The organism is Bartonella phoceensis (genome assembly GCF_902825145.1).
Classification (GTDB): Bacteria; Pseudomonadota; Alphaproteobacteria; order Rhizobiales; family Rhizobiaceae; genus Bartonella; species Bartonella phoceensis.
Genome location: NZ_CADEAD010000001.1, coordinates 411,567 through 425,897 on the forward strand (window position 1 = coordinate 411,567; position 14,331 = coordinate 425,897).

The 14,331-nt window shown below is 36.2% G+C and carries 14 protein-coding genes; 10 read left to right on the forward strand and 4 right to left on the reverse strand.

Features of this window, described 5'->3' with window-relative positions:
- Positions 1-76: 76 nt before the first annotated feature.
- From J7R07_RS01890 to lptF, 3 genes are read right to left on the reverse strand one after another with little or no spacing between them, the layout of a single operon-like run.
- Positions 77-2,443 carry an LPS-assembly protein LptD gene (locus tag J7R07_RS01890; protein WP_208435230.1) on the reverse strand — a complete coding sequence of 789 codons (2,367 nt, stop codon included), beginning with the start codon at positions 2,441-2,443 and terminating at the stop codon, positions 77-79.
- On the reverse strand, positions 2,444-3,535 hold the full coding sequence (gene lptG / locus J7R07_RS01895; protein ID WP_208435231.1) for an LPS export ABC transporter permease LptG: 1,092 nt from the start codon (positions 3,533-3,535) through the stop codon (positions 2,444-2,446).
- A complete protein-coding gene (gene lptF / locus J7R07_RS01900) occupies positions 3,532-4,722 on the reverse strand; it encodes an LPS export ABC transporter permease LptF (protein ID WP_208435232.1) in 1,191 nt (396 codons plus the stop codon). The genes lptG and lptF overlap by 4 nt, the downstream gene beginning before the upstream one ends.
- Before the next feature lie 399 nt (positions 4,723-5,121).
- Here lptF and J7R07_RS01905 point away from each other — a divergent pair, with 399 nt between their 5' ends.
- From J7R07_RS01905 to J7R07_RS08320, 3 genes are read left to right on the forward strand one after another with little or no spacing between them, the layout of a single operon-like run.
- Positions 5,122-5,568 (forward strand): DNA polymerase III subunit chi, encoded by a 447-nt coding sequence (locus J7R07_RS01905; protein WP_208435309.1) that lies wholly within the window; start codon positions 5,122-5,124, stop codon positions 5,566-5,568.
- A 47-nt stretch (positions 5,569-5,615) separates the two neighbouring features.
- On the forward strand, positions 5,616-5,744 hold the full coding sequence (locus J7R07_RS08480) for a hypothetical protein (protein WP_281384535.1): 129 nt from the start codon (positions 5,616-5,618) through the stop codon (positions 5,742-5,744).
- On the forward strand, positions 5,734-5,997 hold the full coding sequence (locus tag J7R07_RS08320; protein ID WP_246464817.1) for a hypothetical protein: 264 nt from the start codon (positions 5,734-5,736) through the stop codon (positions 5,995-5,997). Before J7R07_RS08480 ends, J7R07_RS08320 begins: the two co-directional genes overlap by 11 nt.
- Here J7R07_RS08320 and J7R07_RS01910 read toward each other — a convergent pair.
- Positions 5,994-7,283 (reverse strand): MFS transporter, encoded by a 1,290-nt coding sequence (locus J7R07_RS01910; protein ID WP_208435233.1) that lies wholly within the window; start codon positions 7,281-7,283, stop codon positions 5,994-5,996. The genes J7R07_RS08320 and J7R07_RS01910 overlap by 4 nt on opposite strands.
- 619 nt (positions 7,284-7,902) lie before the next feature.
- On the opposite strand from J7R07_RS01910, the gene J7R07_RS01915 reads away from it, so the two are divergent.
- From J7R07_RS01915 to ndk, 7 genes are all read left to right on the forward strand, one after another.
- Positions 7,903-8,154, forward strand: a complete 252-nt coding sequence (locus J7R07_RS01915; protein ID WP_208435234.1) for a hypothetical protein — start codon at positions 7,903-7,905, stop codon at positions 8,152-8,154.
- Positions 8,155-9,041: 887 nt separating this feature from the next.
- Positions 9,042-9,215 carry a hypothetical protein gene (locus J7R07_RS01920; protein ID WP_208435235.1) on the forward strand — a complete coding sequence of 58 codons (174 nt, stop codon included), beginning with the start codon at positions 9,042-9,044 and terminating at the stop codon, positions 9,213-9,215.
- A gap of 261 nt (positions 9,216-9,476) precedes the next feature.
- Positions 9,477-9,761: a hypothetical protein gene (locus J7R07_RS01925; protein WP_208435236.1), complete on the forward strand. Its 285-nt coding sequence runs from the start codon at positions 9,477-9,479 to the stop codon at positions 9,759-9,761.
- A 343-nt stretch (positions 9,762-10,104) separates the two neighbouring features.
- Positions 10,105-10,242 (forward strand): hypothetical protein, encoded by a 138-nt coding sequence (locus tag J7R07_RS01930; RefSeq protein WP_208435237.1) that lies wholly within the window; start codon positions 10,105-10,107, stop codon positions 10,240-10,242.
- Between the two features lie 143 nt (positions 10,243-10,385).
- Positions 10,386-10,595 carry an autotransporter outer membrane beta-barrel domain-containing protein gene (locus J7R07_RS01935; RefSeq protein ID WP_208435238.1) on the forward strand — a complete coding sequence of 70 codons (210 nt, stop codon included), beginning with the start codon at positions 10,386-10,388 and terminating at the stop codon, positions 10,593-10,595.
- 301 nt (positions 10,596-10,896) lie between these two features.
- Positions 10,897-13,497 carry a BafA family autotransporter gene (gene bafA / locus J7R07_RS01940; protein ID WP_425489176.1) on the forward strand — a complete coding sequence of 867 codons (2,601 nt, stop codon included), beginning with the start codon at positions 10,897-10,899 and terminating at the stop codon, positions 13,495-13,497.
- 356 nt (positions 13,498-13,853) lie between these two features.
- Positions 13,854-14,276, forward strand: a complete 423-nt coding sequence (gene ndk / locus J7R07_RS01945; RefSeq protein ID WP_208435239.1) for a nucleoside-diphosphate kinase — start codon at positions 13,854-13,856, stop codon at positions 14,274-14,276.
- Positions 14,277-14,331: the final 55 nt, after the last annotated feature.

Here is a 14,331-nt window from a genome sequence, read left to right on the forward strand (position 1 = left end):
AACTCTCATCCGTTAATCAAAATATACGTTTTTTTTCCTAAAAACAATGATAAGTTAAGTTACCTATACATTCTCTTTATAAATTTGAGTTTATCTTTTTTCCAATGTCTACAATTGTACGCAATGAAAGAGAGAAATTAAAGTTTTGCAAAGGTGTTTTTTTTCCTGGATCAATAACCTGCTGATAACCGAATGTTAGTCCAAAACATTCATCTGTATAGTTCAAGCTAATTCCCCGCTTTATAAATGTACCGGATACTAAATCATAACCAGCATTGCTATTAAGAGTCCAATAGTTAGCTAGTTTAATACCAGTTTGAAAAGAAATCTCTTGTCGATCTTGTGGATATTCATAGTCTGGTTGGCTTGCAATATAGGTATATTGTATAGCCGCCCCAAAATTTTGCCATTTCTGTGATGCTTCAATTTCACTCCGGCGGATTTTCCCAGTTTTTTTATCAAAACGCCCACGTGTTTCTAGGGAAAAACCACTTTTATAGTTTGCACCAAACATTGCAACATAGTCTGAACGTGTTGCCTCTAAGCTGGAATGAATGCCTGTATTAACAAAATCCTTCTCTGCAAAAGAATTTTTTCCTGCAAGATGAAAAGATTGTCCAACAAGACCATAAAAAGACCAATCATTGTTAAAATTACCAGAGTATCTTAAACCTATATTGGCTCTTGTTCCTCCTTCTACACGATCATAACCAGAAAACTTATCACGTTGAAAAAGGGTAGTTGCATCGAATACAAAGCTTTGTGCATCTTCATTGGGGATTTGTCCGATATATGGTTCATTATTGCGTATAAAAATTTGTGCAGTTGATTCTATAATATGCGTGGAATTTTGTAATGTAATAAGGAAGGGGTAGCGTAATTCTAGGCCAGCAGTTGCCATGCCACGAAGTGCTGAGTTACGAAGAGTGGATAAGGAATCATTCGCTATTAAAGCAGTATTGTTTTCATGTACATTTGTTGTAATGATATCAGCACGTAAAGAGAGAAGAGGGGTTAATATAAGTCCGTTGCGCATGTTAAAGCGCTTTTTCCATTCAAGCTCATTTGTTAAACGAAAACTGTTTCCAGCAATACCAGAAAGTCTAGCTGTGCTGAGGGGATTCCCGTTCCAGTCAGTAGAACTAAAGTCGGCATGACGGCGATAGATTGACTGCATATTGCTGTGAAAAGTGAGTTTTCCATTGTAAATTGGTTGATCTGGTGTAAGAAAATAATCGATGCGAGGAAGGACCCACGCTTGTCGAGAGTGACGTTCATGGGGATTATTCAAGATTAAATCTTGAACTTTGAAATGGTAAAAACGCATATCAAAGTAGTTTTTTCCTGTAAGACCATTTAAATAAAGCTGAGAGAGTTGTGTAAGATTGTTATAGTTTTCAAGTTTATAAGCACGACTAAAATGTCTATCTGATTGTGCGAGAACATCCCATCCATAGGTCCAGCGTGAATTAATACGAAAATCACCCTTTGTTGCGAGCATATAACGGTTTTTATGTTGTGCATCAATTGTATCATTGTGAAAGCTATCTGGCTTCATTTGATATATATGCGCAAAGCGAATATTGTAATTACCTGTTTTAAAACGTTGGCGCCATTCACCTTCGGTTAAAAGCCCTTGTTTTGTATAGACAGTAGAAGAAAGTGTAAAATCATAATGAGGTGCGAGATTCCAGAAATAGGAATTTTTTATACCCATACCGAGATAATCGGCATAATAAAAATGAGGGGCAAGGAGACCGCTAGCACGCTTCACAGTGGGATCATTAATCTCAAAAGTTGGAAATTGTAGAATCGGTGCACCAAAAATTTCAAAACGGCTATTTTCAAATCGAATTTTTTTGGTAACGCTATTCCATATAATCTTTCTTGCTTTGATTTTCCACAAAACCTCTTTATCTGGTTTATAAGTGCAAGGCTCACAGGCTGTATATGTAGCATTGTTAAAGGCTGTTACCCCACTGTTCCTGCGTGTAGCACTTTCTGCTGCAAAATGGACATTACTAGCGGTATCAATGCGTAAGGCATTTACGAATCCTTCACCAAAGTCTTTGGTCATATCAATTTGATTGGAATAAATTTTGTTACCGTCTTGTTGAATAACTTCAACATTACCTTGCGCTATGATCCGTCCTGTTTTTTGATTGTAAGTGACTTTTTGGGCGATAACTTTGTTGCCATCATATTCGATTTGGACATTGCCTTGTGCAGAAACAGTGTTTTCATCACGGTTATAGATAAGTTCATCGGCGGAGAGTAAGAGAGGGCTTACCGGATTTTGGATACGATTTTGAGTAACAGGATGAGGGCTTTTTGCGTGTGCTGAACAGGATAAAAACACACCTAAAAAAAAGCCCACGGCACTTTTAAGGGCAAGCACGCTTAATTTTGTGAAAATCACTCTTTTACTTATTAATGCTTTCACTTAACCATCCTCTTTATGAAGTAAAAAAGAGATTCCTAAAAATAATGCAATAACAACTGGTATCCAAGCTGCAATAATTGGTGGAATATATCCCACATTACCAAAAGCTTGAACGAGTACGGAAATAACATAAAGCATGAATCCAGCCAGTACGCCTCCAAGAATCAATGTTCCAGATTGTTCAAAGCGTGTAAAGGTTAAAGATACAGTTGCTGCAATGAGAGTCATTGCTACAAGCAATGCAGGTAATGCAATCAAAGATTGTAAATACATATCAAAATTATTGGCAGAGTAACCAAAGGAACGTGCGATCATAATTTTTTTTGGCAATTGGTAAAATGGGATAGTCGCTGGATTCACTAAACGTTCAGTTAAAAATTCAGGTTTTATATTGGTTTTTATTTCAAATGTATTAAATTTTTTCGGAGGATATCCTATTTTATAAATTGTTCCATCTGTTAGCAGCCAAGCACCGTTTGTTAATGTTGCTTTTTTTGTATTAATCCAATTTTTAACCGTAGCATTATCGTTGTATTGTACAAAGGTTGCATCGATAAGAGAAAGTCCTTGGTCGGTGATAGATTTAGCACCAATAGTTGTTCTACCTAAATTTGTACGTTGCGTTAACCATGGGATACGCGTATTATGAAGAGATGTCAGTACATTATTACTACGCCACTCAGTCATCATTTTTTCTGCTTGAGAAAATCCCCATGCTGCAAGTGGATTAATAAGAAAAATTGAACATAACCCAAAAAGAAAAGCTCCAAAACAAGCAGGCATAAGAAATTGCCATGCAGAAATACCAATTGAGCGAGTCACAACAAGCTCAAATTTTCTATTAAGCAAGATCAGCATTACCATCGCAGAAAAGAGTGCAATAAAGGGAATGAGTTGTTGGATGATAAAAGGGATGCGTAAAACAGAGATAAAAAAGGCATCTTTTGCTGTATAACGGGGAAGGTTAGATAGCCGACCAGAGTTTTCTGTAAAGTCGATCAAAAAAGCAAGAATCAAAATTCCTCCAAAAAAATAACAAGTTATTTTTAAATAACGTATAAAAAAATACCGTCCAAGCGTCCACCCAATCATGATACCTTATCCGAGGGATATTGAGATTTTCGATGTTCAAATTTTCTGATCAATTTTTGAAAAGCTATTTGAATAACTTCATTAAGTTTTACGGGGATACCGATTTGATGATTTGTTAAAAGCATGAAAAAAATCAGAATACTCATACCTATAGGGGTAATATAAAGAAGAGGAATGTATGCAATATCACTTTTTGCTTTTTCAGCGAAAAAATATCCTATCCAATATACCAGTAAAGAAAAGGCAATTGCAGAAAAGTTCGCAGAGTTGCGTGCTTGTCGATATGAGCGTGTATCTCCTGCTGCTGCTAATGCAATTAATGAAAAAACAATTGGATAGAGCCACTCGGTAAGCCTGCGATGAAACTCAGCTTTATATTGGAGAGGTTTTCTCTGATAGTAAGAGTCCTTTGGATCAGGGTTTAGCAAATAAGAAAGCGGGCGATCTTTTGGGTAAAATGTTGGTGTTTTATCATTGGGGATGAATTCACCTAGACTAAAAGTATATGAGCTGAATTGCACGATTGAAATGCTGTCATTTTGATGGTTGATTCTTTCTATTTCTCCGTTGTTAAGGATGAGAAAATTGCCGTTTTTATTGCTTACAACTGATGCGTCTGTTGCATAATAAAAAAGATCAGTTTTAGGATCACGCTGATCGGCAATGAAAAGACGCCCAAGTGTTCCATTTGGATTGCGTTCACCAATTTCTATATAAAGATTATTGGCTAGTTTTTGGAAGCTACCTTCACTAATAAAAAGATTAATAAGATCAAAATGGGCACTTGCAAGCATTTGTCGCATATTAAGACGCGCTTGAGGGACAACAAAGTTAGCTATAGAAAAGGAAGCGCACGATGCTACAATAGCGAGAAGAAGAACAGGTTTCCAAACAGTACTTTTGGGAAAACCTGAGGCACTGATGATTGCGAGCTCTGAGTCTTTATTCATTGCCGAAAGAGTGCTCGTAATTGCAATCACTAATGCAAATGGAATGACAAGAAAAATAACAGATGGAATCAATGAGAGTGAAAATTGCAAGACTGTTAGGAGTGTTTGTTTGCTTGTTGTGAGAAAGTTTATCCTTGCAAGAATTTGTACTGTCCAACTAATACTGATTGCTGCAATCATGACAGCACTAAATAGGGTAAGAACACGTTTCAGAATGTAGAACTCAATAATACGCATTAGATTGGATAACGTCCTCAGTTTTTAACTAAAAAGTAGATATTCTACATTGCCTTGAATGAAAAATATAATCAAACTTAAAAAAAATGTCTTTACATCTATTGCACATTTTTACCAAATAAATAGTGTAAGGTATTCGTAAGTTTTAATCCATTCTATCATATATTTTATTTTTGATAGTAGAAAAGCTCGAAAACGAACTAGGATGAACCTTTTTATTAACTTAAAAAATGATAACGTGTCTTTTTTTTCTTTAAGACACATGAAAACAACGATAGAATACACGATCTCAAAGAGAGGAAGTATTGTATTTTTAATCAGTTTCTTTTGTGCTGGAGAGAATAGAAATTTTTTCAGAAAGATGTTGACTTTTTATAAATGGTGATGAGGTTTTGGAAAATGGATGTTCTGTTCTATCATTTAACACAGTCAACGCTGGGAGATATTTTACCAACGCTTGTGGAGCGTGCAGTAGATCGTTTTGGTAAAGTGACAATACAATTTGTGAGTAAAGAACAGCGCGATGCTATGGATACGCGTTTATGGGTTTATGCTGATGAAGCGTTTATTGGGCATGGAACTGACTGTGATCAATATCCAAACTTTCAGCCTGTCTTTCTGACCACAGGACAGGAAAATCCGAATGATTCAAAGATACGTTTTCTTATAGAAGGAGCTGTTTGTGTGGATGTTGATGTTTATCAGCGGCTTGTAGTGATATTTGATGGTCGAAATGGTGAACAGTTAGATCTTGTTCGTGCACAGTGGAAAAAATATAAAATGGAAAATCGTAATTTAACTTATTGGCAACAGACTGAAGATCGCTGTTGGGAAAAACAGGCTTGATGCGTGTAGCATCTATTATTTTGATTTTCATAGGATTGATAGTAATAATGAATCAGACACTCCTTATTGCAGAAGGATCAGTGGGAGGCCGTTGGGTTATTGTTATTTTTCTTCTTGAAGTACTAAAGATGTGGCTTAAAATCAAAAAAATAAATAGCAATGACGATGAACATTGATCGAATTTTGCTTGTTTTATGGGCTGTAATGTTAGCGTTTTTTTGTGTTTCGTGGTTGGGGACGACGCATATCCTATCGCAAATATTTCCTATAGTTTATATTGGGAATATAGCGGATGTTTTATTTTTTTTTCTGAGTGTACTGTTTGCTGGAATACTGTGGTGGAGTGTACCACAACCAATGTCTTTAAAAATGAAAATGGCGGCATTTCTGCCGCCAGCATTCATTTTATTATGCTTCATTTTGCTCTAGCTGGATATTTCATCATCTTTAAATCCGACAAAACAAAGCAATGAAATGAAAGAAGAAAGAAGTAAATAATAACCGATATAAGAAGAATCAAAATGTTGCACCAAGTATTCTGCAATATAAGGTGCGAAAGAACCTCCAACAATACCGGATAAATTGAAGGTTACAGAGGCACCTGTGTACCGAATTTCTGTTGGGTATGGTGAAGCCAAAACAGCACCAAGCGGGCTATATACCATTCCCATGATTGATAGGCCAATAGTAGACATTGCAAGGATTCCTAAGATTCCAGAGTTTAAGAAATAAGGAACTGCGAAAGAATAAATACCAAGGATAACTGTAACCCAGATCATCAAAGTTCTACGTCTAACACGATCAGCGATTTTTCCAGTGAGAACAGTAAAAATTGCGCAGAAAACAGCACCGATAATCTCTACTTCAAGAGCTTGGTAAAATGGTAATTGTAAATGGTTTGTTGCATAGCTTAACAAATAAGCACTCACCAAGTAAAATAGCACAAACGTTGCCATACCACAAAACGTGCCAAGAAATAGAATCCTTGGATATTTTAAAAAAACATCTATTATAGGAGCTTTGACACGTTCTTTACGTTCAAGAGTCTTTTTGAATGCGACTGTTTCGTTTATTGAAAAACGAACCCATAACCCAATAATCATAAAAATCACTGAAACAATGAAAGGAATACGCCATCCCCATGCTAAAAGCTCATCATGATCAAGAAAGTGCAACATGCCTAAATAAACAGCAATAGACGAAAACAAGCCAAATGGAACACCTAATTGAGGAAACATCGCATACCAGCCACGCTTTTCCGGAGGGGCATTTTCTGTTGCGAGAAGAACAGCTCCCGCCCATTCACCCCCTAATCCCATACCTTGTCCTATACGGCATAGCGTTAAAAAGAAAGGTGCCCACCACCCTGCGGTTTCATAGGTAGGAAGGAAACCAATAACAGCTGTTGACAAACCCATAGTCAGAAGAGCAGCGATAAGTGTCGCTTTACGTCCAATTTTATCTCCAAAATGCCCAAAAACAACTGATCCTAAGGGACGAGAAAAAAAAGCCGCCCCGAAGATTAGGAAGGATTGTAAAATAGCAAGCTGGTCATTTTGTGCTGGAAAAAATACATGAGGGAATATGAGGGCTGCGGCAGTCCCAAAGACATAAAAATCAAAGTATTCAATCGTTGGTCCAATAAGGCTTGCAAATAAAATACGACGAGGAGAATTTTTTTTGCTTATACCTTGTATTTCTGAGTTTATAGACATGAATAGAATGTCCCTTTCAGTATATGACAAATGAAATTATGAAAATGATTTCTCACAATTACAAACAATTACAAAAATTTCAAGACAGTGTCGAATCGACATTACTTATGCTTCTAATGCATAAAAGCAACAAATACAGCATAAGATATGGACAATTGTCTAGTAGATGCAACAAAACTAACTACAACAAAAACACCATTCTAAATGCCATAATTTAAAATACCATAAAAAATAAAAATATATTTCTATAAATAATATCATCTCTTTAATTTTGTATTGTTGTTTCTCTTAAGATACGACACTACCCTAGTCTGTTTATGGATAAATTTGTTTTTTTTTAGATTTAGTGTTCAGTTTCTCAAAAATATCCAAAAAATCTTTTTCTGGATGCAATTAAAACACTTTTAAAGTGTATCAATGAAATTATTTACAACTTTTAATTATAAATAAGTTTATTGATATCCACTGTAATATTTGATTAGTTAGATTTTAGTGTACGGACTGCTTCCTATATGATGATGTGTCATATTGAGAAACATGAAATGAGGCAGCTACATCGTAGTATTTTTATATATACATTTTCTAAATGCATGGAATTTTTTATTTGAAATTATAAAGTATGGGTAATGCAACGCAAATTAAAGTTAAATTTGGAAGCATTGATGGTTATCGTTTCTTTGTAAAGATTGTAAGTGCAGCTGGAGTAGCTGCGCCGGAGAAGAAACCATTAATATCAATAGGCATCAGTGAACATCTAGAAGAAACGAAAAAATTGTTATCAGAAATGAAGGGATTAAAAGAAAAAAGAGGGAGATCAATAACGAACCCAATAAGTTATGATAATATTGTAGGCTTATATTACCGACCATAATTCTGAAGGATTTGGTGAAAAAGTAAATAGTTTCAACTACAAGAACGCAGTATATTCCATTAATAATACGGTTCAAGAAGGGGGAAGTTCTATATTAGTGAGGTGCGTCTCGGTAGGGATACGGCAATTGAAAGCGGTGGTATTGAGTTTGATAAAAGTATGAGCATGGCATAACGTGCCGTTATTAAGGAAAGTAGGAAATAATTGTTGGTGAGAAGACAGTTGCGGAAGGTGCCAGAATCTATGGTGGTGAGCAGCTTGTTTTCGAAGGTAGTTGTGTGAACGGTGGAATTGTGGAGAGCAACGCTTAAACAGCAGAATTTATGGTCAAGGTGGAACACTAGGATTGCAGAGTGTGTATGATGATGGAATGATTGTAGGAGTGAATTATGAAAAGGGGGCTATAAAATCCTTACTAAATGGTTGGCAAAAGATGATAATTTTGCACAAAAGGGTATTTTTTAGCAGTTAATGCTGAAGTTTTCGCAGGTATGAGCAAGAGGAACGGCAGATATTGTTACTTTATACCGTCATACTGCTCAAGAAGTTCATGATGGTGGAGTTGTAAAAAAATCTAACAATTAACAGAGGAAGCTAATTCATGATTTTGGACAGCCTTATCTTTACGCTGGAGATGATAGTTTTTATACTGAATATAAAAATCATCGAACTATAGCAAAAAGGTATCAATTTAAAAAGGGCAAATAACAAATTATACTCTATGTCTAATGGATATGGAAACACAGGGGCTTACATTAGGAAATTAAGCGGTGTAGGAAATATTATTTTTATTCCTAAAAGATCTAAACTATATGATTCTCAGCTTTATGTTGATGATCTATTTTACAGTATATATTTCGATTTTAATGTCGTTCTTGCAGGAAAAGATGGTGGTTATCTCTTTCATTAATGAGGGAGGAACTCATACAACAAGTGTTGTAGATTCTGCTATTGGAATTGTTTGTCCTTCTTCAGCAGAATTTGGTTTAAGTGTTGAACAAAGTGGAGAAACACATTTTATACTGAGAAGCTTTTCTGGTACAAATGTTAAAGCTTATTGATGGCGGAATCTGTACATATTGGTTTAAAACAGAGAAATGGTGAGGATAGGGTTAAAGAAATTAGTGTTTATCTCCAGTATTTATTGATAATTTTCCATTTGTTAATGGCTTACTATATAGTAGAGGTAGGTCGTCACAGCATTTAAATCAAAATCAATCGGTGTCTTTTCTTTCAAATCTTACAAATCCCAGAGATGCGGTGAAGAAGGCTTCACGCTTGAACATTAGCTATTTGTATTCGAGGCGTAGTATCAATCTCGTATGCCTTCAGCTGCTTTATCTCTGAAAGATCAGGTATCAAGTTCGGGTAGTCAAGTTCATTTTTCTGACGAGCAACAGCAGCTTGTTATTTTTGCAGATACTTCATTGATAGTCGATAAAATGATTGTGCACTTAAGCGATCAAGACCAACTTTTTCTCCAATCCCGTAAGCAAATATCAGTTTCTCAATTTTTTGACTACTTTCCTCTGCGGATGCGGTGTTGTATTATGACTGTAACGCCTGGGCTTATTTTTCATCATGAACTACGGGTTTGTACAGACTAGGAGAGGAATTTTAGGTAGAAGTAAGAAAAATGCAGTTTTCTAGACATATACGATTAAAAGTAAAGAAAACATTGCTACAGGTCAGGAAGCTTTTAAACTTGAGTAGGCGAGTATAGTCATAAGTATCAATAGTTTAAATGAGCTGGTGAACGGAGATGTTTGTATTAGGTAATTTTGGCAATTATAATCAAGTACGCGTCGCGTTGCACAGACATGAGGCGATGTCAGTGGTATAAATACTTAATAATGTTGAAGTTATACGGCTTATTTTGATTATAATGGATGGTATCTAGATGATATTTTAAAATACAATCATTATCAAAATACTCTGAATACTGTTTCTATGAATGGTTTAACGATTGAAGAAAATGATAATCACTGGTTGGTAGGGTGGTTATTTGAAGCTAGTGGTTATTTCACTAAGATGTCTCAGAGCAAGTTGAGTGCAGCTTTATGGGCAATTCATGTGGTTGCAAGTTGAAGTAAAAAATAAAACTTTATAATGAAATGGTAAGTGATATAAATCCCTTCACATCCTTATGCGGTGAGGTTTGTTTATCATTAGGGTATAAATTCAGATCGGAGATGCTTTCCTTATCTCTGGTTTATGTTACGGCAGCATGATTGCGTGAGAATAAAGAGGACAACTACACAATGATTAATCACTTGCATCAATTTTCCACTGGCCTATCAGGGAATGCAGGTAAGATAGGGGTTGGTTTGAGCAGTTTAGTTCGTGACGGACTAAAATTTTATGCGGAGGCACATTATGTCAAAAGGCATAAGACAAAGCAGTTATTGCAAGGCATTTTAGGAATGCACTATAGTTTCTAACTATGTGTTTTTTTGAATTAAATATTTGCATGGTCCGGGAACAACTTTTGAGGGATTGTTTATATACGGTTTAGAAGAGATCATGTGCTTTGATTGTATAGGGTATTTTTTGTAATTTACTTTTTTATTTGATAAGGCCTTTCTGAAAGAGTACCGAAATAATAAAGAATTATCGTGTGCTCTCAATTAAAAAGTACTCCAAAGGGTACAAAGAGTAGTTTTCGCAAGAGGGGGAGCGATATTGGGAAAAATTGTTATAATCTTAGGTTGAAAATATATTGTACAGAGCTAATTACACTTGATGTCTAATCAGACACAAGGGGGGGAGAGTATAGCTATGCAATATAACTGGAAACAAAGTTGTTGGGCGCTTATGGTGTGCAGCTGTTTTGTGCAAACAGCTTCTGCAAGTGAGGGAGCGAAACAACTTTTTTGTGAGTTTTCAAGTAATAATGAGAGAGCATTTCATGGCCATTACAATGAGGTCGTGAAAAGAGAAGAGTGTATAAAAGCTAGGGAATCTACAAGTGATCTTGTTGTAGGAATGCACGGCAGATCTGGCGTTTTTGAAAAACTTAATGGTGTTACTGCAAAGGAAAACACTAAAATATTGGTGGGCAAATTAAAACAGTTTAATGGCAATATTGCTGGCAGTGCTGGACAGAATATGCAAGAAAGAAATATTGGGATACTTAAAAAGCCTGAACTTATATTTATTAAAGATGGAGCGATACTGGAAAATTTTATACTCGATAATAATGGAAAAGCTTATATTTCTAATGATGGTGAGCGAGATGATCCAGGACGATCTATCAATAACACGGTGAGGGATGGTGCAGAGATTTATGTTCATGCAGGGGGCCGCAGTAAAAATAGCAAAATTGAACATGGTGGCATTGAAAGTGTTTATGCTTCAAAAGGAAAACAAGGCTTTTCAACAAATGCTGTCGTTAAAGAAGGAGGGCAGCAAAGTGTTGGCGATGGAGGAAAAGTCGAGGGAACAGAAATCTATGGTGGGGAACAACTTGTTTTCGGGGAGGGTGATGTTGGAGGACAAATTAAAGGGAGTAGTGCTTATAATACTCTCATTCATGGTCAAGGAGCAATGCTGGGGCAACAAAAGATATATGATGGCGGAGAGGTTTGGAATACGAAAGTGATGAGAGACGGCGTACAAGAGATTGCAAAAAAATCTCAAAGCGCAAAAAATGGTGGTTCCGCGTTTGATACACAAATCTTTGGTGGCGGTAAACAGCGTATCTTAAGAGGAGGTAAGGCTATTGGAGTCACGTTAAATGAAACTGCTATTCAAGAAATATATGCTGACGGATTTGTAAAAAATCTAACAATGAATGATGCGGCAAAATCGTTTATACATGCTGGGGCAACATTAGAAGGTGAAATCCTAGTAAATCATTCTGGGCAGCTTCATCTTTATGCTGGAAATGATCAGCATCGTACTACAGCGGAAGACATCATTTTAAATGGAAGAGATACAAAATTATATTCTATTACCGATGAGTTTGATGGTAAAAGTTCTTTCATTCAGAAATTAAGTGGTGAAGGGAGTGTTATTTTTGCGTTTACTGGCTCTGATCCATATTACTCTCAGCTTCATGTTAATAATCTTTCTGGAAGTTTACATTTCGCTTTCAACACCACTATTGCACAGAACCGTGGTGATTATCTTGTCATTGAGAATGGTAAAGGGAGTCACACAATAAGCGTTGCTGATTCTGGAGTTGAAATCACTGATCCTTTTTCAAATAAGCGTGATTTAATTATGGATCGAAGTGGTGAAGCGCATTTTTCTTTGACAGATTTCTCTGGTGAAAAAATTCATGCTATCGATGGTGGGACCTATATGTATGATTTGAAACAGAAAAAGGACGAAAATGGGAAAACTTGGTTTTTGTCTGCGAACCGCATCAGTGGACCAGATCCTTCATTTTCTGATCCGACAGACCCGTTTTCCCCTGTTTGGTCATCAACAACTCCTTCAGTTGATGCAGCACTCTCTACAGTGGTAGCTCCTGGACTTATTTTTAATAATGAACTAGAAATTATGCGTGCTGGGAGAGGAGCTCTAAACAAAAACAGGAAAGATACAGATCTATGGGCTTATGCAATTAAGAGTAGAGAACGTGTTACTACAGGCCATACACATTTTAAGCTTGAGCAGACAGGTATAGTATTTGGTGCTGATCAGTTGAATGAACTGGTACATGGAGATTTGTATGTTGGTGGTTTTGGCAGTTATGATCTGGGACGTGTTGCACATACAAGAGGTGGTGATAGCAATCTAAATACTTACAGCATTGGAGCATACGCGACTTATTTTGATCATCGTGGATGGTATTTGGATGGTATTTTGAAATACAATTATTTCCGAGATGATCTGAAAGCTATTTCAACAAATGGTATAGTTGTTAAAAGCGATTATAATCAGTGGGCGATAGGTGGGGCATTTGAAATAGGTTGTCGTTTTGAGCCAGCACAAAACACTTGGATGCAACCTTACGTTAAACTAACAGGTTTGCAGGTTGAAGGTAAAAAGATCACGCTTTCTAATAAAATGATAGCTAATATAAGTCCGTTGACTTCATTGCGTAGTGAAGTTGGTTTAACCGCAGGGCATGAGTTTGTTGTGAACGGAGAAACTTCATTAATGACTTACATTACGGCAGCTTGGTTACGTGAGAATATAAATAATAATCATACGATAATTAACAACCGACATAAATTTATTACGGATTTATCAGGAAATGCTGGTAAACTGGGAATTGGTGTGAACAGTTTTGTCAATGATAAACTAACACTTTATGTGGAAGCACGTTATCTAAAAGGCCATAAGATTAAGCAGTCACTTCAGGGTATTTTAGGGTTACGCTATAGTTTCTAACTATGTATTTACTCTTTGACCTACTGCAGCATGTGTAGGCTAAAAGCACGATGTTTAGAGCATTTTTTTCAGAGGAGAGGGCTTTTGTAAAAGCTGTATATTGGACTTTTTCTTGTAACTTTCTATCTCTTGAATAGTACCTTTGATGAGGAGTATTTATTGATTATAAAATGCGATCCAACCTTTTTTAAAAAAACTATACCTTTTTTATGATAGGATAAATAACTACAAAATTTCTTCTTTATTAAAGTTTTCTTGATAATTAATTGCGCATTTTTCCACAGTCTCTTGGCAAAAAGCTTCTCGATCGCTATAGAACGGCCAAATAATGTTATAAACGCAATAAAGGTGGTGAAATGACTGTAGAACGTACTTTTTCAATGATTAAGCCAGATGCAACGCGTCGTAATTTAACAGGAGCAATTACAAAGATGCTTGAGGATGCAGGGCTGTGTGTTATTGCATCTAAACGGGTGTGGATGAGCCAGCGTGAAGCTGAAAGGTTTTATGCTGTTCATAGGGAGCGCCCATTTTTTAGTGAATTGGTTGAGTTTATGTCTTCTGGTCCAACAGTTGTACAAGTTTTAGAAGGTGAGAATGCAATAGCTAAAAACCGTGAAGTGATGGGTGCGACGAATCCTATGGAGGCGCAAGAAGGAACGATTCGTAAAGTTCATGCTTTGTCGATTGGTGAAAATTCTGTTCATGGTTCAGATAGCCCTGAAACTGCAAAAATAGAAATTGCTTTTTGGTTTTCAAAAGTGGAAATTGTTGGTTAATAAGAGCATATATGAAAAGCAAAGAATCCCGAAACATGCTGTTTTGGGATTTACT

Excerpts from the sequence above, each read along its gene's own strand:
- J7R07_RS01905 (WP_208435309.1), top strand. The coding sequence starts at position 5,122 with ATGGATGTTCTGTTCTATCATTTAACACAGTCAACGCTGGGAGATATT.
- J7R07_RS01920 (WP_208435235.1), top strand. The coding sequence starts at position 9,042 with ATGGTGGTTATCTCTTTCATTAATGAGGGAGGAACTCATACAACAAGT.
- J7R07_RS08320 (WP_246464817.1), top strand. The coding sequence starts at position 5,734 with ATGAACATTGATCGAATTTTGCTTGTTTTATGGGCTGTAATGTTAGCG.
- lptG (WP_208435231.1), bottom strand. The coding sequence starts at position 3,535 with ATGATTGGGTGGACGCTTGGACGGTATTTTTTTATACGTTATTTAAAA.
- J7R07_RS01915 (WP_208435234.1), top strand. The coding sequence starts at position 7,903 with ATGGGTAATGCAACGCAAATTAAAGTTAAATTTGGAAGCATTGATGGT.
- lptF (WP_208435232.1), bottom strand. The coding sequence starts at position 4,722 with ATGCGTATTATTGAGTTCTACATTCTGAAACGTGTTCTTACCCTATTT.
- bafA (WP_425489176.1), top strand. The coding sequence starts at position 10,897 with ATGTCTAATCAGACACAAGGGGGGGAGAGTATAGCTATGCAATATAAC.
- ndk (WP_208435239.1), top strand. The coding sequence starts at position 13,854 with ATGACTGTAGAACGTACTTTTTCAATGATTAAGCCAGATGCAACGCGT.
- J7R07_RS01910 (WP_208435233.1), bottom strand. The coding sequence starts at position 7,283 with ATGTCTATAAACTCAGAAATACAAGGTATAAGCAAAAAAAATTCTCCT.
- J7R07_RS01930 (WP_208435237.1), top strand. The coding sequence starts at position 10,105 with ATGAATGGTTTAACGATTGAAGAAAATGATAATCACTGGTTGGTAGGG.
- J7R07_RS08480 (WP_281384535.1), top strand. The coding sequence starts at position 5,616 with ATGAATCAGACACTCCTTATTGCAGAAGGATCAGTGGGAGGCCGTTGG.
- J7R07_RS01925 (WP_208435236.1), top strand. The coding sequence starts at position 9,477 with ATGCCTTCAGCTGCTTTATCTCTGAAAGATCAGGTATCAAGTTCGGGT.